Origin of the sequence: Sorangium sp. So ce296 (genome assembly GCF_051529605.1) — a bacterium.
Taxonomy (GTDB): Bacteria; Myxococcota_A; Polyangia; order Polyangiales; family Polyangiaceae; genus Sorangium; species Sorangium cellulosum_D.
The window spans coordinates 2,326,258-2,346,972 of record NZ_CP150325.1 but is presented as its reverse complement, the minus strand read 5'-3'; the positions used below and the strand labels follow the sequence as shown (position 1 = coordinate 2,346,972).

Here is a 20,715-nt window from a genome sequence, read left to right as displayed (position 1 = left end):
GCCGGGCAGGGTCGCCCGGAGGGGCCCGGCCCCTCGGGACCCGCCCATCCTTGCGCCGCGGTGAGGGCGGCCTCAGGTACCGCCGCAGCGGTCGCTCATCGGCGCACGAGCGCGACGCGCGAGGAGGGGCAACATGGCTCTTGATCTCCTGAAAGAGCGGGGGATACCGCTCGACCGCCAGTCGTTCAGCTGGCGCGATCTCGTCCAGGTACCGTACAGCAAGCTCGACGACGACGCGTTCACCCGGGTCCGCATCATCCTGATGAACGGCATCGAGCTCGAGAGCGTGCGGTTCCTGCACAGCTTCGCGCGCATGAACCGGGATCTCCGCCGCGTGCTCGCACAGGTGCGGCGCGTCGACCACCACCAGGTCACGCTGGTGAACTGGCTCAACCCGCCGGACCAGTCGCCGCTCGAGACCACCATCGGATACGAGCAGGTCGCCATCGAGATCACCGCGCACGCCGCCCTGTCGGAGCCCGACCCGTACCTCGCGCAGGTCTACCGCTTCGGCATGCTCGAGGACTACGACCACCTCTACCGCTACTCGGCGCTCCTCGATCGCCTGGAAGGCAAGGACGCGAACAACCTCCTGCAATCGTACACCGACGTGACCGTGGGTCGCCCCACCGCGGTGGAGCACCGCGCCCCCGAGGACGACGTGCGCGCGCCGTACGACCGCGAGACCGCGAGCCCGATCACGAAGCTCAACGCGCTCACGATCATGGCCGCCGAGCAGCAGACGCACAACTACTACGTCAACGTCGGGCCGTTCTTCGCCGACCCGGTGGCGCGGCTGCTCTACGCCGAGATCGCCTCGATCGAGGAGCAGCACGTCACCCAGTACGAGGCGATGATCAACCCCGAGGAGACCTGGCTCGAGAAGTGGGTCCTGCACGAGGCCAATGAGGTCTACAACTACTGGAGCTGCCTCCAGCAAGAGCAGAACGCCCACGTCAAGCGGATCTGGGAGCGGTTCCTCGATTACGAGCTCGGGCAGCTCCACGTGGCCATCGACCATTTCAACAGGCTCGAGGGGCGCGACGCGGCCGAGATCCTGCCCGCCTCGCTGCCGGACCCGGTCTCCCACAAGAGCCACCGCCAGTTCGTGCGCGACGTGCTCTCCCGGGAGGTGCACCTCCGCGCCGTCGGCGAGCAGATCGTCGACCCGGCCGTCATCCCGGAGAGCGCCGCGACGCTCGCGTATCGGCGGCAGATGAACTCCGCCGGCTCGCCCTCCGAGATCGTGGCCGCGGGCTACCGGTTCACGCCCGGCACCGAGCTCTCGCGGCGCGCCGAGAAGATCGACGGACAGCAGGAGGCGACGCCATGAAGCAGATCACGATCGGGACCAACACCACGGGCATCGCGACCTCGCCCATCGACAGCAAGGAGCTCATCGCGTTCGCGCAGGCGATCCCGCCGAGCTCCTCCGGGAGCGAGGCCGACGCCGCGGCGGTCAGGAGCGAGTACGCGCGGGAGTCGTGCACGGTCGGGAGCGTGCCGCCGCCGGTGAGCCTCAAGGGCATGGTCAAGGCGGCCGGGGAGCTCATCCAGGGCAGGCCGCCGGCGCTCCTCATCGACAAGCTCGGCGAGCGCCTCCAGTTCGAGCGCTCGGGCACGCGCCTCTACGAGGCGCTGATCGCCAAGCACGACGCCGAGGGGGGCTTCGAGGGAGGGCCGACGCGCGCGGACCTCGAGGCGATCCGCGACGACGAGCTCCGGCACTTCGCGCTGCTGAAGCGCGCGATCGAGCGGCTCGGGGCCGATCCGACCGCGATGACGCCCAGCGCCGACATGATCGGCCTGGCGTCGGCCGGCGTGCTCGCGGTCGCCGTCGAGCCGAGGATCAACTTCGGACAGAGCCTGCAGGCGCTGCTCGTCGCCGAGCTCACGGACAACGACAGCTGGCGGATGCTCATCGATCTGGCGACCGCGTACGGCCAGGACGATATGGTCGCCGAGTTCCGCGTGGCCGAGCAGCACGAGGCGCGCCACCTCGAGCTCGTGCGCGGGTGGCTGTCCTGCAAGCTCGCGCTCGACGCGCGCGGCGCGCCCACCACCTCGACGCCGCAGCAAGCCGCCTGACGCGTCCACCACGACGGCGCCGCAGCGAGCCGCCCCGCGGGCCGGGCGATCGGGCATCGCCATGAGGCGCGCGGCGCGCGCGGCGGGCCGTAGACCTGCCTCGGCGATCTCGGTATGACCCTCGGGGCGCGGGCGCGGCGCATGCGGAATGCCGCCGATGGCTCCGCGCCTCGGGTGAATCCATGGACCTGCCCCAGAAGCTCCGATCGCTGTTCCTGCTGCCCCTCCTCGCGCCGCTCGCCTGCGGCGGCGCTCCCGCGCCGGCGCCCGCGCCGCCCCAGCAGGCCGCCGCGCCGGCCCCGGCAGCCCCGGCCGCCGCGGCGCCCGCCGCGCCGGCGAAGGCCGCGCCGCGCGCCGACGCGACGCTCCTCCCGCGGCGCGTCCTCTTCGGCAACCCCGATCGCGCGTCTCCCAAGATCAGCCCGGATGGCCAGCGGCTCGGGTTCCTCGCCCCCTCGGAGGGCGTGCTCAACCTGTGGATCGGCCCCGCCTCGGATCCAGCGGCGGCCAAGCCGGTCACGAAGGAAAAGACCCGTGGCGTTCGCACGTTCCTGTTCCCGTACGCGAGCGATTACGTCCTCTACCGCCAGGACAAGGGCGGCGACGAGAACTGGCATGTCTACGCCGTCGAGCTCAAGACCGGGCAGATCAAGGACCTCACGCCGTTCGAGGGCATCTCCGCGACGTTCGAGGGGGTGAGCAAGAAGATCCCGGACGAGATCCTGATCGGCATGAACGATCGGGACAAGAAGCACCACGACCTCTACCGCGTCTCTGTCCGCACCGGCGAGCGCAAGCTCGTGCGGCAGAACGACGGGTTCGCGGGGTTCGTCGCCGACGACGACTTCAAGGCGCGGCTCGCGGTGCGGATGACGGCCGACGGAGGCCAGGAGCTCCTCGACATCACCGGCAAGGAGCCGAAGCCCTTCGTCGCGTTCGGGCACGAGGACGCCGCGACCAGCGGGGCGATCGGCTTCGACGCGACCGGCAAGACGCTCTATTTCCGGGACAGCCGCGGCCGCGACACCGCCGCGCTCGTCACCCTCGACCCGAGGACCGCGAAGCCCGCGGTGGTCGCCGAGGACCCGAAGGCCGATGTCAGCGGGGTGATCGTCCACCCGGCGACCGGCAAGGTGCAGGCGGCCGCCTCCGAGCACGAGCGCAAGCGCTGGCACGTGGTCGACAAGAGCCTCCAGCCGGACCTCGACGCCCTCCGCGCGGTCGCCGACGGCGACCTCGAGGTGCTGAGCCGCTCGCTCGACGACAAGCGGTGGACCGTCGGTTACACCGTCTCCGACGGCCCGGTCCGGTACTACCTCTACGATCGCCCCTCGAAGAAGGCGACGTTCCTCTTCACGAACCGGACGGCGCTCGAGTCGCAGCCGCTCGTGAAGATGCGGCCCGTCGTCATCAAGGCGCGCGACGGCCTCGAGCTCGTGAGCTACCTGTCGCTGCCGCGCGCCGCCGACCCCGACGGGGACGGCAAGCCGGACAAGCCGCTCTCGACGGTGCTCCTCGTCCACGGCGGCCCCTGGGCGCGCAGCTCCTTCCGCCTCGACCCGATGCACCAGTGGCTCGCGAACCGCGGCTACGCCGTGCTGAGCCCCAACTTCCGCGGCTCGACGGGCTTCGGCAAGAGGTTCGTCAACGCGGGCGATCTCGAGTGGGCGGGCAAGATACACGACGACCTGCTCGACGCGGTGGCCTGGTCGGTCGCGCAGGGCATCGCCGACAAGGAGCGCGTGGCGATCATGGGCGGCAGCTACGGCGGCTACGCGACGCTCGTCGGCCTCACCTTCACGCCCGAGGCCTTCGCCTGCGGCGTCGACATCGTCGGCCCGTCGAACCTCGTGACCCTGCTCGAGTCGATCCCGCCCTACTGGGCGCCGATGCTCGAGCTCTTCGCCAAGCGGGTCGGCGACCCCCGCACCGAGGCGGGCCGCGAGCTCCTGCGCCTGCGCTCGCCGCTCTACCGCGCCGACCAGATCAAGCGGCCGCTCCTCATCGGCCAGGGCGCCAACGACCCGCGCGTGAAGCAGGCCGAGAGCGATCAGATCGTCAAGGCGATGACGAGCAAGGGGATCCCGGTGACCTACGCGCTGTATCCCGACGAGGGCCACGGCTTCGCCCGCCCGGAGAACTCCATGTCGTTCAACGCGATCGCGGAGACCTTCCTCGCCCAGTGCCTCGGCGGCTCCTACGAGCCGATCGGCGGCGACTTCCAGGGGGCGAGCCTCACCGTCCCCGTCGGCGCCGAGGTCGTCCACGGCCTCGCCGCGGCGCTCCCCCGGCCCTGATCCCCGCCTGCCGAGGCGCGCCGACGCCGCGCGCCGCGCGCCTCGCCGGACGCCGCCGCGCCGGCGAACGCCGCCGCGCCGCTATGTCTGCTGCGTCGACGAGGCCCGCGGGCGCCGCCGCGACCCGGGCCCGCTCACCGGGGGCGCGCTCGAGAGGTCGTCGAGCGTCTCCAGCAGCTGCTCCAGGTCGAACGGCTTGTTGATGATCCTCGTCGCGTCCGGGTGGTCCGGGTCGATGCAGAAGCCGGGATCGCTGAGCGCGGTCACGAGCACGACCGGCGCCGCTCTCCCCTCGGCCACGAGCGTCTCCAGGAGGCGCGGCCCGTCCAGAAACGGCATCACGCAGTCGAGGATGATGACGTCCGGCAGGGCCTGGGAGCGCAGCCGCTCCAGGGCCTCCAGGGGATCGGTGTACCCCTCGACGTCATAGCCCTCCGCCAGCAGCACCTCTTCCAGCGTCTCGACGATCGCGTCGTCGTCGTCGACGACGACGACGCGCCGCCGCCTTCCCCGTCCTGCGTCTCCCTGCTCGTCGCTCACGCTCACCTCGGTGGAGAACTCCGGTGTCACTTCTGGGACCGGCCGCTCTCGCCGTCTACCCTCGGACACCGCATCTGTGCGAATTGTTTACAGGCTCTCCCGGAGCTCGCTCCGGCGACCCCGATCTCCGCCCTCGCGCCGGCGCACCGCGGGCGACCCCGCGCGGCCTCAGCCACCCGGAGGAGCCTGCCCGGGCGCCTGCAAGAGGTCCGAGGAGCTCCCCATCCGCGTGCGCAGCTGGACGGGCTTCTGGCGCAGCCGGAGGCGCATGTTGATGAGCTCGACGCCGAGCGAGAACGCCATGGCGAAGTAGATGTAGCCCTTGCTGATGTGCTGACCCATGCCGTCGGCCACCAGCACGACGCCGATGAGGAGCAGGAAGCTCAGCGCGAGGATCTTCATGCTCGGGTGGCGGTGGATGAACGCGCCGATCTTGCCGGCGAAGACGAGCATCACGCCCACCGCGATGAACATGGCCACCATCATGATCGAGATGTGCTGCGCCATGCCGACGGCGGTGATGACCGAGTCGAGCGAAAAGACGATGTCGAGCAGCACGATCTGCGCGATGACGGAGGGGAACGACGCCCCGCCCTTCGACGGCGCGTCCTTGTGATCTTCGACCTCGAGCTTGTCGAACATCTCGTGGGTCGCCTTGCCGATCAGGAACACGCCGCCGCCGAGCAGGATCAGGTCACGACCGCTGAAGCCGTGTCCGAACAGGGTGAACAGGGTCGCCTTGAGCCCCATGACCCATGAGATCGCGAGCAGGAGGAGCAGCCGCATCCCGAGGGCGAGCAAGAGGCCGATGCGGCGCGCGAGCGGCTGCCGCTCGGGCGGCAGCTTCGCCGTCATGATGGAAAGGAAGACGATGTTGTCGATTCCAAGAACGATTTCCAGCGCGCTGAGCGTCGCGAGCGTGATCCAGCCGTCGGCGTGCAGAAAGGCGCTCATGTCGGGCATCGGGGTGGCCCTTTGTAGCATGACGCGCCGCGAACGCCCGCGACGTCGTCCGTCGATGGCCCGCTCCCCGGCCAATTCCAGGGCGATCTTGCCCTCGCGTCCAGGGCGCGGGGCCGCCGCCAGCGTCGGTGTGGCCGCTCGCGCGCGCGGCGTGGCGTGGCGTGGCGTTGAAAAGCCCGGCGCTTGACGCAGGATGTTGCGATCCGGTACAGATGATATGGAAGTACGATCAAGTGGATCTGCCTCCTTCCTGGCTTCCAGGCGAGCTCCTGAGGGGTGTTGGCGAGCTCGCTGCGGGGCGCTGTGTCTTTTCGCCACACCGGCGAAGCGGCGTGGTCGTCTGTTCTCCACCTGCAACAGGTAGTCTCATGGAGGGGGGGAAGACCTCGTGACGCTGGTTCCGAAGATCGGATTCGGGCAGGAGGGGGGCTGGGCTGCCCGCGGCGGCGCTGACGGGTTGTCGCTCGGGCGAGCGCGCTTGCAGGGCGATCCGCCGGTCGAGGCGCCGGAGGCGTGCTGGCTGGACGGCGACGAGGTCTGGCTGCGCATCGAGGGGCTCGAGCCGAGCTACCCGGTCGTCCTGCTCGGCGCGATGGGCGCCTGGATCGAGCCCGATTATCAGACGTCGTTCCCCTTCGGCAGCGTGGTCTTCGTGCGCCTGTCGTTCCGCGGCGACGAGATCGGCCCGATCCCCGCCCTCCTGGTGCTGCAGTCGATGGGCCTCCGGGGCCCGCTCATCGGGCTCTCGTTCCAGGAGGTCTCCGCGCGCGCGACCGGCCAGATCCGCGAGGCGCTGCGCGCCCTCGTCGACGCCGGGGCGGCGAAGGCCGCGGCCTCGAGCCTCTTCCGGTCGTCGGCCGCGGAGGCCGGGCAGGTGCGCGAGGTGATCGACGACCCGCGGCGGGTGCGCGACATCCTCAGCGTCCTCCTGCGCAAGAAGGGCATCGTCCGCCGCGCCGCCGAGAGCGCGCCGTCCCTGTGCGTGATGCTCAGCGAGGTGGGGGTCGGGACGGTCCGCTGGTTCGGCATCGAGGGCTGGAGCGAGGCCTCCCCGGTCGAGATCGCCGGGCACAGCTCCGTCTTCCGGTTCAACATCCGGGCGGAGCAGGTGCGCCCCGGCGAGATCGTGTCCGCGCTGCCGGCGCGCGTGGAGCGCCTGCGGCAGAGCCTCCACGAGCGGGGCGTCGAGGTCGAGCTCACCGCGCGCTTCCTGCACCCGGAGTGGCTCCACCTGCCGCCGGTCGTGGCCGAGGTGGTCGACGTGTCGTTCTCGAGCCTGCGGCTCGCGGTCCGCGAGGGCCAGCCGCCGCTCGATCCCAGGCTCAAGCTCGCGCTGGAGCTCCCGGACGGCGACGACGGGGTGATCCACCTGAAGGGCGAGGTGCGGTCGGTGTCCGCGGCCGAGGGCGGCGCCGGGCAGCTCTGCAACGTGCGCGTCGTCGCCGCGAAGCGCGAGGACGAGCGGCGCTGGCTGCGGCTCGTGTCGCGCATCCTGCACGCGACCACCTACGGGGGGACGGCCTGGCAGGCGGAGTTCTGGGACCTCTTCGCCTCGTCGGGCTACTTCAACCTCTCCGGGCGGCGGCCGGAGAACTTCGAGGCCATGCGGCCGAGCTTCATGAGGATGGCGCAGCGGGCCGCGGCGGTGCCGCACCTCCTGCACAACGTCACCTGCCTCTCCGAGCACGGCATCGAGGGCAATTTCTCGGTGATGAAGCCTTACCACGGCACGTGGATGTTTCATCAGCTCGCGAAGCGGCCCAAGAGCGCCTCCAACCTGAGCTCCCGCCAGGTGCTCCGCGACATCTTCACGCGCTGCTGCGAGTACGCGCTGGCCGACCCGGAGTGCCGGTGGGTCATCGTCTACGCCGAGGCGCGCGTCTCGTGGAACGAGCGGTCGTTCTTCGATTTCGCCCGCAGGCACGAGGCGACGGGGCTCGCGCTCTCGCTGCCGTTCCGCCTGATGGGCGTCGACGTCCCGGCGCTGCCCCGAGGGCCCTCCGGGGCGGGCGGCGTCGAGATCGGCGAGGCGACCCCGTCGGAGCAGGCGGCGCTGCTCGGCCAGCTGTGCGCGACGTCGCCGCGCCCGTACGCGGAGGCGCTCGACCTCGTGCCGGGCAGGCTCGCGATGGGCCCCTGCGTCGAGCGCTGGCGCAGCGCCGGCCTCGAGCGGGAGCGCGCGATCTTCATCGCACGCGAGCGCGGCGAGGCCGCGGCGGCCGCCGTCCTCGAGCTCGGCGAGCTCGGCACGAACCTCTTCCGGCTGCTCGACTCGGTCCGCCTCGTCCCCATGCGCCCCGGCGGCGACGCCGCCTTCGCCCCGCTGATCGACGCCGCGTGCGGCTGGTTCCGGAGCCACGATCGGCCGTCGTTCATCTACTTCGGCGAGCGCGGCAGGCTCAGCTACGACGGGCCCGCCGGCCTGAACGACCTCGGCGAAGGGCGGCTGTGGATCGTCGCCCGGGAGCTCGTCCCGGCGTTCGCCGAGCATGTCTACCAGCTCACCGAGCCAAAGCAGGTGCAGCGCTAGCCGCGCAAGACTCAGGGCTCAGGGCTCAGGGCTCAGGGCCAGGCGCGAGCGCGAGCGCGAGCGCGAGCGCGAGGCGCGCATTGCGCCGGCGAGCTGGCTCCGCCGCGACAGCGCGCTACGGTCTTAGCTCCCCCACGAGGCGGCATGTACCGTATCAAGATCGACAGGATCAACGCCCTCATCGAGGTCACGTTGCAAGGCGTCGTGCGCGCGGAGGAGGCGCACGCGTACGGCGCCGAGTACAGGAGGGCGCTCGGCTCGCTCTGCGGCCGGAGGATCCGCGTCCTCGTGGACTTCCGGGGGTTCTCCATCGCCTCCGAGGAGGCGACCGAGCTCCTCCGCGACATCGGCGCGACGTCGGCCGCGCTGGGGGTGATCCGGACCGCCGAGCTCGTCCAGAGCGACCTCGCCGCGCTGCAGGCGGCCCGCATCGCCCGGGAGGCGGGCACCGCGGACCTCGTGCGGGTCTTCAAGGACGAGGGCGCCGCGCGCGCCTGGCTCCTCGGCGACCGCGCCGCGCCGTGAGGCGGGCGGCCGCCGGAGCGGCCCGGGTCAGCGCACGACGAGCACGTCCTCGAGGGGGCGGCGGAGCGCGCGCGCCGACGGCGGGCCCGCGAGCGAGAGGCGGAACAGCAGGACCTCCGCCGTCGCGTCGGTGACGTCGAACAGCCGGACGTACCGCTCCCGGAGCTCCCGCGCGACCGCCGCGGTCTCCGGATCCAGCCCCTCGCCGCCGCCGCGGATCAGGCGCGCGAACAGGTACGGCAGCGTCGCCATCGGGTAGACGGCGATCCCCCGCTGCGCGGCGGTGAGCCACGCCCGCTCGACGGCCCGGCCGCCGTGGAAGTAGTCCGCGAGCCCGGCGCGCGGCATCGTGATCAGCGCGACGGCCATCGCGCCGGCGATCGCCTTGCGCGCCGTCTTCTCCAGCGCCCGGCCGCCGCCCCAGCGCCGCACGAGCTCCATCTTGCGGAAGTCCCGGCACATCGTGAACCCCGCGAGATCGGCCGGCGAGAGCTCGAACGAGCCGACGAAGATGCCGTCCCGGCGCGCCGCCGCCTCCGCCTCGGTCCAGCGGATCTCCTTCATCAGGTCGGCGTGCGTGCCCCGCGCGAGCAGCCGGACGCGATCGCCCGCGCCGATCAGCGCGGCGATCTCGTCGAGCGCCGCCGGCGACTCGAGCAGCTGGAGGTCCGCCCCCGGGACGGACCGGACCGCCGCGGCGAGGGCGGCCCGATGCTCGTCCGCGAGCGCCGCCCGCGCGCCGGGGCGCCGGTTCGTGTGCCGGAGGCCGATGGCGTCCGCGAGGGGATCCATCGCGTGGTCCTCCGCGCCGCTCACCGGCGCGTCGAAGAAGTCGAACGTCGCCGCGAGGTCCTCGCCGCCCAGCGGGAAGGGCGAGAGGCGCACCGAGAGCCCCTCGCGGTGGGCGGCGAGGACGACGTTCTCGGCGGCCGCGCCGAGCGCGACCACGCCGCCCGCCCCCTGGAAATCGGCGAGCGACTCGGAGCGCGCCCGGTCGTGGAACAGCCCGAGGCGGCGCGCCTCGTAGACCCAGAGCCAGGGCTGGCAGTTGCCGCCCGAGGGCGCCGCGATCCCCGCCCCGACGAGCCGCCGGAGCCGCTCGGGATCGAGCGCGACGGCGCCGGCCTCCCCGCCGCGCGGGAGCGCGAGCGCCGCGGGGGCGAGCGCCGCGGGGCCCTGCGCCGGGCCGCGCGGCGCGGGCGGCGCGGGCGGCGCGGGCGCGGGCGGCGCGGCCGGGTCGCCCTCGGGGCCGCCGATGAGCTGCTCCAGGTCGACGAAGTACCGGCCCGACCGCACCGGCTCCCCCAGGGCGATCCGGCGCGCCGTGTCCGCGGCCGCGGCCCCGCCGTGGACGACCGCCGAGCCGAGCTGCGGCCACGTGCTCACCGTCTGCTGCACCTCGATGAGCGTGGCGCCGAACCGCGCGGAGAGCGTGTCCTGCCCGATGATCTGCATCACATAAGGCACCTTGTCCTCGGTCGACAGGCCGCGGATGCGCTCGGGCCTGAGATCGCCGACGAGCCCGTGGAGGATCGGCCGGTCCGGCTCCAGGTCGAAGCGCTCGACGTCGATGAGCCCCCGGTCGCTCGTGTCCATCACGACCGGTATGCGGTGGGCGCGCGCCCGGTAGCGGATCTCCAGCTTGATATCGAGGCTGTCGCACTCCTCCACGACGATATCGAGCTTGCCCTCGTCCCCTCCGAGCCCGAGCAGGAAGCGATCGATGTTGTCCGGAGTGACCCCTTCGGAAAAGCACGTTACTTTGAAGAACGGGTCGAGCTCGGCGATGTCGCGCGCGGTGGCGACCGCCTTGGGCACGTCGAGGTTGTGCACGCCGGTCCGGATCCGGTTCATGTTCGAGAGCTCGAGGTGGTCGAAGTCGGCGATGCGCAGCTCGCCGGCGCTCCGCTCGAGCGCGATGGTGAGCGCCACGGACTGGCCGACGGAGAGCCCGACGACGCCGATCCGCCGGCGCGCGAGCGTCTCCTGCTCTTCGGCGCTGATCTTGTACTTGTTGCGGTTGGTCCGGAGCTCGACGAACTCGGCCTCATCGAGCAGGTGCACGAGGCGGTGCGACCACGGGTAATGGACCCAGACGCCGTACGCCTCCCGCGGGGCGCCGCCGAGGTGCTCCTCGACGAGCCGCGCGATCTCGCGCGCATCGAGGGTGCGGCTCGGGTGGCGCGTCTTGACCAGATCCGCGAGCTGCCGGTCGATCGCGTCGAAGACGCGGACGCGCGCGTCGTCGCGCAGCAGGCGCCCGAGCGCCTCGGCGTCCGCCTCGCGCGCCGGCCGGAAGAGGCGCGGCCGCCACTCGGTCGATTCTGCGTCTCGTCGCTGAGGGGAGGAGAGGAGCGCTTGCCAGCGGGTCATGGCCACCGTGGTACCAGGTCTCTCCGGGCGCGTCGCGGCGCCCGCCGGCCGGCGCCGCCCGCGGTGGCCCCCCGATCAGCGCGGCGTGCGGGGCGCCCGGCCCTCGATCTCGAGCCGCATCCTGGCGACCTTGTGGTGCACCGTGGCGGCCTCGGGCCCGCTGACCTCGAGGTAGCGCAGGGCGCCCGCGATGTCGTTGCCCCGGAACGACCTCACCCGCGGGTTGAACCAGCTGAGCGCTATCGTGATCTGCCGGACCAGCAGCGCATCGGTGCAGATTGCCACAGTGAGTGTGTGGTTGCTTACGAAGTCGTTCACCGACGCGCGCTGCTTCGCGTTGGGGCCGCCTCCGGCGGTCACCACCAGCGTTTTGGAGCAGGTGGGCGGGAGCGCCAGCACCGTCTGCATGTAGAGCTCCCAGTCCTCGTCGCTCGGCGGTTCCCTGCCGTGGACGGCGATGAGCACGTGCTCCGTCGTGTCGAACAGCATGGTGGGTAGGGTCATCGTCTCACCGAGCGCTCGCAGAGCTTACGTCGTCGCGTCGCCGAGCCGCCAGATCGCGGCGGCGTCCGCTGGGACCGCCGCGCGGCCGGCGATGGGGCAAGGGGTCGCGAGATCCATGGCGTTGCACCTAGGACGGTTCGATCGACGCAGCAACGTTCGGCGGCGACTTTCGACGCGGTGGTGGCGCCATGCGGCGCGCGGGGCCGGGCCGCGCGCCGCGCCCGTGGCGTCGGGCCGGCTCGGCCTCGAACGCGCGTCGATGACGCCGCCCGAGCGGGACGACCGCGCGCGATCGCGCGGCGTGACGCGGCATGACCAGGGCGTACCCGAGTTGTTTCCAAAGGATTTCATGACGTGCTGCTGGGCAGTTGCACCGGGGCCTGTCAGCCACGCTGTGGTCTATACTACGGAATGTGCGTGGACGGTCTTTCTCACAGCGGCTCCGGCGCATGCGGCGTCGCAGCGAGGCTTGACGGAGGGCCCCCACCACATGTAGCGCTCGATCGGTGGGTTGTATTGTCCAGCGGACAGGGCCGGCGCCCGGCCTGCTGCGGATGTCAATGTGACCACCTCGCCGGGGGAAAGGTGTTTCGCGATGCGCGTGCTGGAAAACTTCGTCGGCGGCGCCTGGTCTCGCTCTTCGGGGACGACGCACCTCGAGGTGAAGAACCCGGCCACCGGGGAATCTCTTGCAAAGGTCCCGCTCGGGACCGCGGCGGACGTCGACGCGGCGGTGAAGGCGGCGCAGGCGGCGTTCCCCGGCTGGAGCGCGACGCCGCCGGTGCAGCGGGCGCGCTACCTCTTCAAGCTGCGCGAGGTCTTCGACGCCCACCGCGACGAGATCGCGGCGATCTGCACCTCCGAGCACGGCAAGACGCTGGCCGAGGCCAGGAACGATTTCGGCCGCGGCATCGAGAACGTCGAGCACGCGGCCGGCATCCCGTCGCTGATGATGGGGCAGGGCCTCGGGGACGTGGCGTCCGGGATCGACTGCCACACGGTCCGCCAGCCGCTCGGCGTGTTCGCGGCGATCACGCCGTTCAACTTCCCTCCGATGGTCCCGCTCTGGTTTCTGCCCTACGCGATCGCCACGGGGAACACCTTCGTCCTGAAGCCCTCGGAGCAGGTCCCGCTCTCGCAGCAGCGCATCTTCGAGCTGATCCAGGAGGCCGGGCTGCCGCCCGGGGTCGTGAACCTGGTCCACGGCGGCCGCGACGTCGTGAACGCCCTCTGCGCGCACAAGGACATCGCGGGCGTGTCGTTCGTCGGCTCGTCGTCGGTCGCGCGCCACGTGTACAGGAGCGCGGCGGAGGCGGGCAAGCGGGTCCAGGCGCTCGGCGGGGCGAAGAACTTCCTCGTGGTGATGCCGGACGCCGAGCGGCTGAAGACGATCGGCAACGTGGCCGAGTCGATCTTCGGCTGCTCGGGCCAGCGCTGCCTGGCCGGCAGCGTCGTCGTGTGCGTCGGCGACACGTACGAGGCCGTGCGCGAGGGGCTCGTCCGCTACGCGAAGGCGATCGTGCTGGGCGACGGGTCGAAGCAGGGCGTGACCATGGGCCCGGTGATCTCGGCGGCGCACCGCGACCGGGTGATCTCGTACATCGACAAGGGCGTGTCGGAGGGGGCGACGCTCCTCCTGGACGGCCGGGACGCCAGGGTCGAGGGGTATCCGAACGGCAACTGGGTCGGGCCCACGGTCTTCGACGACGTGAAGCCGGGGATGGTGATCGCGACCGAGGAGATCTTCGGCCCGGTCGCCTGCCTGATGCGCGCGCGCGACCTCGACGAGGCGATCGCGATCGCGAACCGGAGCGAGTACGGCAATGCGGCGTCGATCTTCACGTCGAGCGGCGGCGCCGCGCGCGAGTTCCAGCACCGCGTCACGGCCGGGATGGTCGGCGTGAACATCGGCGTCGCGGCGCCGATGGCCTTCTTCCCCTTCGGCGGCCGGAAGGGCAGCTTCTTCGGCGACCTGAAGGCGCACGGCCCGACCGCCATCGACTTCTACACGGAGCGCAAGGTCGTCATCACGAGGTGGTTCTGATGGCACGAAACGTACTTGGCGGGCTGATCCAGTGCTCGACCCCGGCCCTGGACGAGGGCGCCTCGGTGCTCTCGATCCGGGACGCGATGTTCGAGAAGCACCTCCCGTTCATCGACGAGGCGGGGAAGAAGGGGGTGCAGATCCTCTGTTTGCAGGAGGTCTTCAACACGCCTTATTTCTGCCCCTCTCAGGACGCGAAATGGTGCGACGTGGCCGAGCCCGTCCCGGGCCCGACGGTCGAGCGGCTCACCGCCTACGCCAAGAAGTACAAGATGGTGATGATCATCCCCATCTACGAGCGGGAGATGGCGGGCGTCTACTACAACACCGCGGCCGTGGTCGACGCCGACGGGACGTACCTCGGCAAGTACCGGAAGACCCATATCCCGCACACGAACGGGTTCTGGGAGAAGTTCTTCTTCAAGCCGGGGAACCTCGGCTACCCGACGTTCCAGACGCGGTATGCGCGGATCGGCGTGTACATCTGCTACGATCGCCACTTTCCGGAGGGGGCGCGGCTGCTCGGCCTGAACGGCGCCGAGATCGTGTGGAACCCGTCGGCGACGGTCGCCGGGCTCTCCCAGTACCTCTGGAAGCTGGAGCAGCCCGCGCACGCGGTGGCCAACGGCTACTTCATCGCCGCCTCGAACCGCGTCGGCACCGAGGCGCCGTGGAACATCGGCAAGTTCTACGGCACGAGCTACTTCTGCGACCCGAGGGGCGCCTTCCTCGCGACCGGGAGCGAGGACCAGGACGAGCTCGTGGTCGCCGAGATGAACCTCGACATGATCGAGGAGGTCCGGAGGACATGGCAGTTCTACCGCGATCGTCGGCCCGAGAGCTACGGTGAGCTCACGAAGCAGCTGCCTTGAGGGCCACCGGCCGCGGCGAGGCGACGGAGATCGCTAGCCCGGCCATGCGACGTCCACCGCGAAGCCAGAAGCAGCGCCGGGGCGCTGGTCGCGGACGGCACGCTCCCCCGGCGTTTCCCTCGCCACGGCGGCGCCGCCCCCCGGAGGGGACCCGCCGCCCGGCGCGCACCCGCGGAGAAGCAACATGGGCATCCTGATCAAGAACGGCGAGATCATCACAGCGAGCGACCGGTTCGTCGGCGACGTCTACTGCGAGGACGGGAAGATCGCCGCCGTCGGCGCGGGGCTCGCGAAGGAGCGCGCGGGAGACACGGTGATCGACGCCTCGGGGCAGCTCGTCTTCCCGGGCGGGGTCGACGCCCACGTGCACATGGAGCTGCCGTTCATGGGGACGGAGAGCTCGGACGACTTCGAGACCGGCACCGCGGCGGGCGTGGCCGGGGGCACGACGTCGATCATCGATTTCGTGATCCCGAGCCGCGGGCAATCGCTGCTCGACGGGCTCGCGATGTGGCACGAGAAGGCGAAGAAGGCGGTGGCCGATTACGCCTTTCACATGGCCGTCACCTGGTTCGGCGACGAGACGCTCAAGGAGATGGCCGTCTGCACGCGCGAGCACGGCATCCCGTCGTTCAAGACCTTCATGGCCTACCGCGGGGCCATCGGCGTCGACGATCCGGAGCTCATCCAGGTGATGGAGGCGGCCAAGGGCCTCGGCGCGCTCGTCACCGTCCACGCCGAGCACGGCGACGCGGTCGTCGCGCTCCAGAAGCGGCTGCTCAGGGAGGGCAAGACCCACCCGCGGCACCACGCGGAGAGCCGCCCCGCGCCGATCGAGGGGGAGGCGACGGGGCGCGCGATCATGCTCGCCCGGATGATCGGCGAGCCGATCTACATCGTCCACCTCACCTGCAAGGAGGCGCTCGCCGCGGTCACCGAGGCGCGCAGCCGGGGCCAGGTGGTCATGGCCGAGACGTGCCCCCAGTACCTCCTGCTCGACGACTCGGTCTACGACAAGCCGAACTTCGAGGGCGCGGCGTACGTGATGAGCCCGCCGATCCGGCCGAAGGGGCACCAGGATGCGCTGTGGGCCGCGCTCTCGACGGGGCTCATCCAGACGGTGGCGACCGACCACTGCCCCTTCAACCAGGTCGGCCAGAAGGACATGGGCAAGGACGATTTCTCGAAGATCCCGAACGGCGCCGCCGGCATCGAGAACCGGCTCGCCCTCCTCTGGACCTACGGGGTGCTCGAGGGGCGGATCGACGTCCACCGCTTCGTCGATCTCGTCTCCACGCAGCCGGCCAAGATCTTCGGGCTGTACCCGCGCAAGGGCTCGATCGTGCCCGGCGGCGACGCGGATCTCGTGGTCTTCGACCCGAAGGGGACGAGCACGATCTCCGCGAAGACCCACCACCACCGGTGCGACCGGAGCATCTTCGAGGGGTTCGAGGTGAAGGGGAGGCCGACGCATGTCATCGTGAACGGCCGGGTTCAGTACGCGGACGGCAAGCTCGACGTGGAGCGCGGCGCCGGGCGCTACCTGCCGCGGCGGCTCGGCCCCACCCAGGGCTCGCGGGCCGCGTGATGCGAGGCCGCCAAAGCGCGCGAGCACGAGCATGAGCCAAGACCCAAGCCGCCCCTCACCCCTCCCGTCCGGCCGGATCGAAGAGCGATTCGAGGACAAGAGCCCGCGCTATACCGAGGCCGAGGCGATCGCCGAGGCGAACCGGTGTCTTTACTGCGTCGACGCGCCCTGCGTAAGGGCGTGCCCGACCTCCATCGACATCCCGAGCTTCATCCGGAAGATCGCGACGGGCCAGGTGAAGGGCGCCGCCCGCACCATCCTCACGGCCAACCTGCTCGGCCAGTCGTGCGGGCAGGCGTGCCCGGTCGAGGTCCTCTGCGCGGGCGACTGCGTCTACAACGCGTGGGGGCGCGAGCCGATCGCGATCGGCCGACTCCAGCGCTACGCGGTCGAGTCGGCGCTCGCGCGCGATCCGCGGCTCTTCCGGGCGAAGCCGCCCACGGGCAAGCGCGTCGCGCTCGTGGGCGCGGGGCCCGCGTCGATCGCCGCGGCCGGCTACCTCGCCCTCGAGGGGCACCGCGCCGTGATCTTCGAGCAGAAGTCGATCCCCGGCGGCCTGAACACGCTCGGGATCGCGCCCTACAAGATGAAGGGGGACGAGGCGCTCCGCGAGCTCGAGTGGGTGCTGTCGCTCGGGGACGTCGAGCTCCGCACGGGCGTGTCGGTCGTCGAGCGGGCGGCCGCGCCGGGCGAGGTGTCGGCAGGCGACCTGATCGCGGGCTACGACGCGGTCTTCCTGGGGCTCGGCCTCGGCGCCGACGCGCGCCTCGGCATCCCCGGGGAGGACGGCGAGGGCGTGGTGGGCGCGACCGCGTTCATCGAGCGGCTCAAGGCCGATCCGCGCCTCGATCTCGCGGGCGTGCGGCGCGCGGCCGTCGTCGGCGGCGGCAACACGGCGCTCGACGTCGCGCACGAACTCGCGCTGCTCGGGGTCGACGTGGCGATCGTGTACCGCCGCTCCGAGGCCGAGATGTCCGGCTACGCGCACGAGCTCGAGGGCGCGCGGGTCGCCGGGGCGCGGCTCGTCGAGAACCGGGTGCCGGTCGAGGTGGTGCGCGAGGACGGGCGGGTCGTCGCGCTGCGGGTCGCGCGCGCGGACGGCGACGCGCGGCGGGAGGCGCAGGGGCCCGCGCCGGCGCCGGTCGAGGAGCAGCTCGTGCCGGCCGACCTCGTCGCGGTCGCCATCGGGCAGAGCCGGGCGACGCGGGTGGCGCTCGCGTTCGAGGGCGTCGCGCTCGACGCGCGGGGGCGCGTGGTGGTCGACCCGGCGACGCACCGCACGGGCAACCCGAAGGTCTACAGCGGCGGCGACTGCGTGAACGGCGGCAAGGAGGTCGTCAACGCGGTCGCCGAGGCAAAGATCGCCGCGCGCGCGATGCACGAAGCGATGATGACGCGGGCGGGCGGCGCGGCGCCCGGGCCCGCACCGCAAGGGAGCTGAGCGATGGCCGACCTCTCTATCGACTTCGCCGGGATCAAGAGCCCGAACCCGTTCTGGCTCGCCTCGGCGCCGCCGACGAACACCGGCGATCAGGTCCGGCGCGCCTTCGACGCCGGCTGGGGCGGCGCCGTCTGGAAAACGCTCGGAAACCCGATCGTCAACGTGTCGAGCCGCTTTGGAGGCATCGATTACGGCACGATGCGGCTCATGGGGCTCAACAACGTCGAGCTCATCACCGACCGCCCGCTCGACGTGAACCTCAGGGAGATGCGCGAGGTCAAGCGGCGCTACCCGGGCCACGCGCTCATCGCCTCGCTCATGGTCGAGACGAAGGACGAGTGGCGCGAGATCATCCGCAAGGCCGAGGACACGGGCGCCGACGGGCTCGAGCTCAATTTCGGCTGCCCGCACGGGATGTGCGAGCGCGGCATGGGCTCGGCCGTCGGCAACGAGCCGGCGGTCCTCCAGGAGATCGCGCGGTGGGCCGTCGAGTTCGCGACGACGCCGGTCATCGTGAAGCTCACGCCCAACGTCGGCGACATCCTCGAGCCGGGCGAGGCGGTGCTCCGGTCCGGGGCGCACGGGATCTCGCTGATCAACACGATCAAGTCGTTGATGGGCGTCGATCTGGAGCGGATGGTCCCGCTGCCGCGGGTCGGCGGCGCGTCGACGAACGGCGGCTACTGCGGGCCGGCGGTCAAGCCGATCGCGCTCCACCTCCTGAGCCAGCTGGCGCGCCACCCCCAGATCGGCCGGCTGCCGATCTCGGGCATCGGCGGCATCTCGAGCGCCCGCGACGCCGCGGAGTTCATCGCGCTCGGCGCGACGAGCGTGCAGGTGTGCACCGCGGTGATGCACTACGGCTACCGCATCGTCGAGGAGATGATCGAGGGGCTCAGCGACTGGCTCGACGATCACGGGATGCGCTCGGTGAGCGAGCTCCGGGGCAGGGCGGTCCCGCAGGTGCAGGAGTGGGGCGAGCTGGATCTCTCGTACCGGGTCGTCGCGGAGATCAGCGCCGAGAAGTGCATCGGCTGCCAGCTCTGTTACGTCGCCTGCATGGACGGGGCGCACCAGTGCATCCACCTGCCGGGCAGGACCGAGGCGGAGGCGCGCGCGGCGGGCCACACCCACATCCCGAAGGTCATCCCGGATCGCCCCGTGACGGCGGATCCGAGCGGCGCCGCCGCGCCGTCGCGCGTCCCGTTCGTGGACGAGGAGGAGTGCATCGGCTGCAACCTGTGCGCGCTGGTGTGCCCGGTGTCGGGGTGCATCACGATGAGGGAGGTGCCTTCAGGCAGGCCGCCTGAGACGTGGAACGACCGTGTCCAGAAGGGGACGGACTTCGTGCCTGGCGGGCTGGAAACGACCGCCCGCGCGCGGAGCTCCTGATCCCGGGCTCCCGACCCGCCGGCCTGGAGCCCGCGACGATCGCGAACGCGCACGCGCCGGCGGAGCTCGCTGGGAGGAGCCTCGATGTCGCTGACGAACGAAGATCTCGCGCCCACGCCGGAGGCGGCGCGCACCTGGAAGCTCGGGCATTTCGCGGCGCTGTGGATCGGGATGGCCGTCTGCATCCCGACGTACACGATGGCCTCCGGGCTCATCGATCAGGGGATGAGCTGGCGGCAGGCGCTCGCGTGCGTGGCGCTCGGCAACGTCATCGTGCTCCTGCCGATGCTCCTGAACGCCCACGCGGGCACCCGGTACGGCATCCCGTTTCCGGTGTTCGCCCGCGCGTCGTTCGGCGTGACGGGCGCGAACGTGCCGGCGGTGCTGCGCGCGCTGGTCGCCTGCGGGTGGTTCGGCATCCAGACGTGGCTCGGCGGGCAGGCGCTCTGGCAGCTCCTCGTCGCGCTCCTGCCCTCGGCGGAGGCGCCGCTGACCTCGGCGGCGTTCAAGGGGGCGATCGGCATCCACCCCGGCGAGCTCCTCGGGTTCGCCGTCTTCTGGGCGATCAACCTCCATTTCATCCTGAAGGGGACGGAGTCGATCAAGTTCCTCGAGACGTGGGCGGCGCCGTTCCTCATCGTGATGGGCCTCGCGATGCTCGGCTGGGCGTACGTCCGCGCGGGCGGGTTCGGCCCGATGCTGTCGCAGCCGTCGAAGATCCCCGAGGGGCAGCTCCTCAGCGTGTTCGCGCCGGGCCTCACCGCGATGGTTGGTTTCTGGGCCACGCTCTCGCTGAACATCCCGGATTTCACGCGGTACGCGCGCAGCCAGCGCGATCAGGCGATCGGCCAGGCGCTCGGGCTGCCGGCGACGATGGTGCTGTTCTCGTTCATCGGGGTCGCGGTCACCTCGGCCACGCCGGTGATCTTCGGGGAGCTCATCTGGGACCCGGTGAAGCTGCTCGCCCGGATCGGCGGGGCGTTCATCATGGTCCTCGCGATGGTGGGCCTGTCGGTCGCCACGCTGTCGACGAACCTCGCCGCCAACGTCGTCTCGCCGGCCAACGACTTCTCCAACCTCGCGCCCCACCGCATCTCGGCGCGGGCGGGCGGCGTGATCACCGCCGTCCTCGGCGCGGTGATCCTGCCGTGGAAGCTCATCGAGTCGTCGCAGGGGTACATCTTCACGTGGCTCGTCGGCTACTCGGCGCTCCTCGGGCCGATCGGCGGGATCCTGATCGCCGATTACTTCCTCCTCCGGAGGACGCAGCTCGAGGTGGGCGACCTGTACCGGCGCGGCGGGGCCTACGAGTACCAGGGCGGGGTGAACTGGCGGGCGATGGCCGCCCTCGCGATCGGCGTGCTCATCAACCTGCCCGGCTTCCTGGCCGAGGCGATCCCGTCGATGAAGGGCGCCGTCCCGGAGGTGATGCGCTCGATCTACACGTATGCGTGGTTCGTGGGGTTCTTCGTCTCGGGAGGGCTTTACCTGCTGTTCTCGCTGGCCGGCCGTGCGGAGCCCGCCGCGGCGCGCGGGGCGTCGCCGGCGCGCTGAGGCG

Annotated in this window: 15 protein-coding genes; 11 read left to right on the top strand and 4 right to left on the bottom strand. The window is 71.4% G+C overall.

Annotated elements, in window-relative coordinates; translation table 11 throughout:
* The first annotated feature begins 133 nt into the window (after nt 1-133).
* The 3 genes from WME98_RS09005 to WME98_RS08995 all read left to right on the top strand — a co-directional run bounded on the left by WME98_RS09005 (nt 134) and on the right by WME98_RS08995 (nt 4,385).
* On the top strand, nt 134-1,333 hold the full coding sequence (locus WME98_RS09005; RefSeq protein ID WP_437950900.1) for a hypothetical protein: 1,200 nt from the start codon (nt 134-136) through the stop codon (nt 1,331-1,333).
* Nucleotides 1,330-2,088 carry a ferritin-like domain-containing protein gene (locus WME98_RS09000; protein ID WP_437950899.1) on the top strand — a complete coding sequence of 253 codons (759 nt, stop codon included), beginning with the start codon at nt 1,330-1,332 and terminating at the stop codon, nt 2,086-2,088. Before WME98_RS09005 ends, WME98_RS09000 begins: the two co-directional genes overlap by 4 nt.
* Before the next feature lie 182 nt (nt 2,089-2,270).
* Entirely contained in the window at nt 2,271-4,385 is a 2,115-nt protein-coding gene (locus tag WME98_RS08995; protein ID WP_437950898.1) for an alpha/beta fold hydrolase, read from the top strand.
* Between the two features lie 81 nt (nt 4,386-4,466).
* On the opposite strand, the gene WME98_RS08990 is transcribed toward WME98_RS08995, so the two are convergent.
* Together WME98_RS08990 and WME98_RS08985 are read right to left on the bottom strand one after the other, a co-directional pair.
* Nucleotides 4,467-4,925: a response regulator gene (locus WME98_RS08990; protein ID WP_437950897.1), complete on the bottom strand. Its 459-nt coding sequence runs from the start codon at nt 4,923-4,925 to the stop codon at nt 4,467-4,469.
* A 168-nt stretch (nt 4,926-5,093) separates the two neighbouring features.
* Nucleotides 5,094-5,879 carry a TerC family protein gene (locus tag WME98_RS08985; protein ID WP_061624282.1) on the bottom strand — a complete coding sequence of 262 codons (786 nt, stop codon included), beginning with the start codon at nt 5,877-5,879 and terminating at the stop codon, nt 5,094-5,096.
* 397 nt (nt 5,880-6,276) lie between these two features.
* On the opposite strand from WME98_RS08985, the gene WME98_RS08980 reads away from it, so the two are divergent.
* Both WME98_RS08980 and WME98_RS08975 read left to right on the top strand, forming a co-directional pair.
* Nucleotides 6,277-8,418 (top strand): hypothetical protein, encoded by a 2,142-nt coding sequence (locus WME98_RS08980; protein WP_437950896.1) that lies wholly within the window; start codon nt 6,277-6,279, stop codon nt 8,416-8,418.
* 144 nt (nt 8,419-8,562) lie between these two features.
* On the top strand, nt 8,563-8,943 hold the full coding sequence (locus WME98_RS08975) for an STAS/SEC14 domain-containing protein (RefSeq protein WP_437950895.1): 381 nt from the start codon (nt 8,563-8,565) through the stop codon (nt 8,941-8,943).
* A gap of 27 nt (nt 8,944-8,970) precedes the next feature.
* Here WME98_RS08975 and WME98_RS08970 read toward each other — a convergent pair whose 3' ends face one another.
* A complete protein-coding gene (locus WME98_RS08970) occupies nt 8,971-11,316 on the bottom strand; it encodes an Rv1355c family protein (protein ID WP_437950894.1) in 2,346 nt (781 codons plus the stop codon).
* A 75-nt stretch (nt 11,317-11,391) separates the two neighbouring features.
* Nucleotides 11,392-11,820 (bottom strand): hypothetical protein, encoded by a 429-nt coding sequence (locus tag WME98_RS08965; RefSeq protein WP_237244411.1) that lies wholly within the window; start codon nt 11,818-11,820, stop codon nt 11,392-11,394.
* Nucleotides 11,821-12,415: 595 nt separating this feature from the next.
* Here WME98_RS08965 and WME98_RS08960 point away from each other — a divergent pair.
* The 6 genes from WME98_RS08960 to WME98_RS08935 all read left to right on the top strand — a co-directional run bounded on the left by WME98_RS08960 (nt 12,416) and on the right by WME98_RS08935 (nt 20,711).
* On the top strand, nt 12,416-13,864 hold the full coding sequence (locus WME98_RS08960) for a CoA-acylating methylmalonate-semialdehyde dehydrogenase (protein ID WP_437950893.1): 1,449 nt from the start codon (nt 12,416-12,418) through the stop codon (nt 13,862-13,864).
* Nucleotides 13,864-14,736, top strand: a complete 873-nt coding sequence (locus tag WME98_RS08955) for a nitrilase-related carbon-nitrogen hydrolase (protein ID WP_061622469.1) — start codon at nt 13,864-13,866, stop codon at nt 14,734-14,736. Before WME98_RS08960 ends, WME98_RS08955 begins: the two co-directional genes overlap by 1 nt.
* A gap of 184 nt (nt 14,737-14,920) precedes the next feature.
* Nucleotides 14,921-16,324 (top strand): dihydropyrimidinase, encoded by a 1,404-nt coding sequence (gene hydA / locus WME98_RS08950; RefSeq protein ID WP_437950892.1) that lies wholly within the window; start codon nt 14,921-14,923, stop codon nt 16,322-16,324.
* A 31-nt stretch (nt 16,325-16,355) separates the two neighbouring features.
* Nucleotides 16,356-17,765, top strand: a complete 1,410-nt coding sequence (locus tag WME98_RS08945; protein WP_437950891.1) for an FAD-dependent oxidoreductase — start codon at nt 16,356-16,358, stop codon at nt 17,763-17,765.
* Between the two features lie 3 nt (nt 17,766-17,768).
* Nucleotides 17,769-19,157: an NAD-dependent dihydropyrimidine dehydrogenase subunit PreA gene (preA, locus tag WME98_RS08940; RefSeq protein WP_437950890.1), complete on the top strand. Its 1,389-nt coding sequence runs from the start codon at nt 17,769-17,771 to the stop codon at nt 19,155-19,157.
* 84 nt (nt 19,158-19,241) lie between these two features.
* Nucleotides 19,242-20,711 (top strand): NCS1 family nucleobase:cation symporter-1, encoded by a 1,470-nt coding sequence (locus tag WME98_RS08935; RefSeq protein WP_437950889.1) that lies wholly within the window; start codon nt 19,242-19,244, stop codon nt 20,709-20,711.
* The last annotated feature ends 4 nt before the right edge of the window (nt 20,712-20,715 follow it).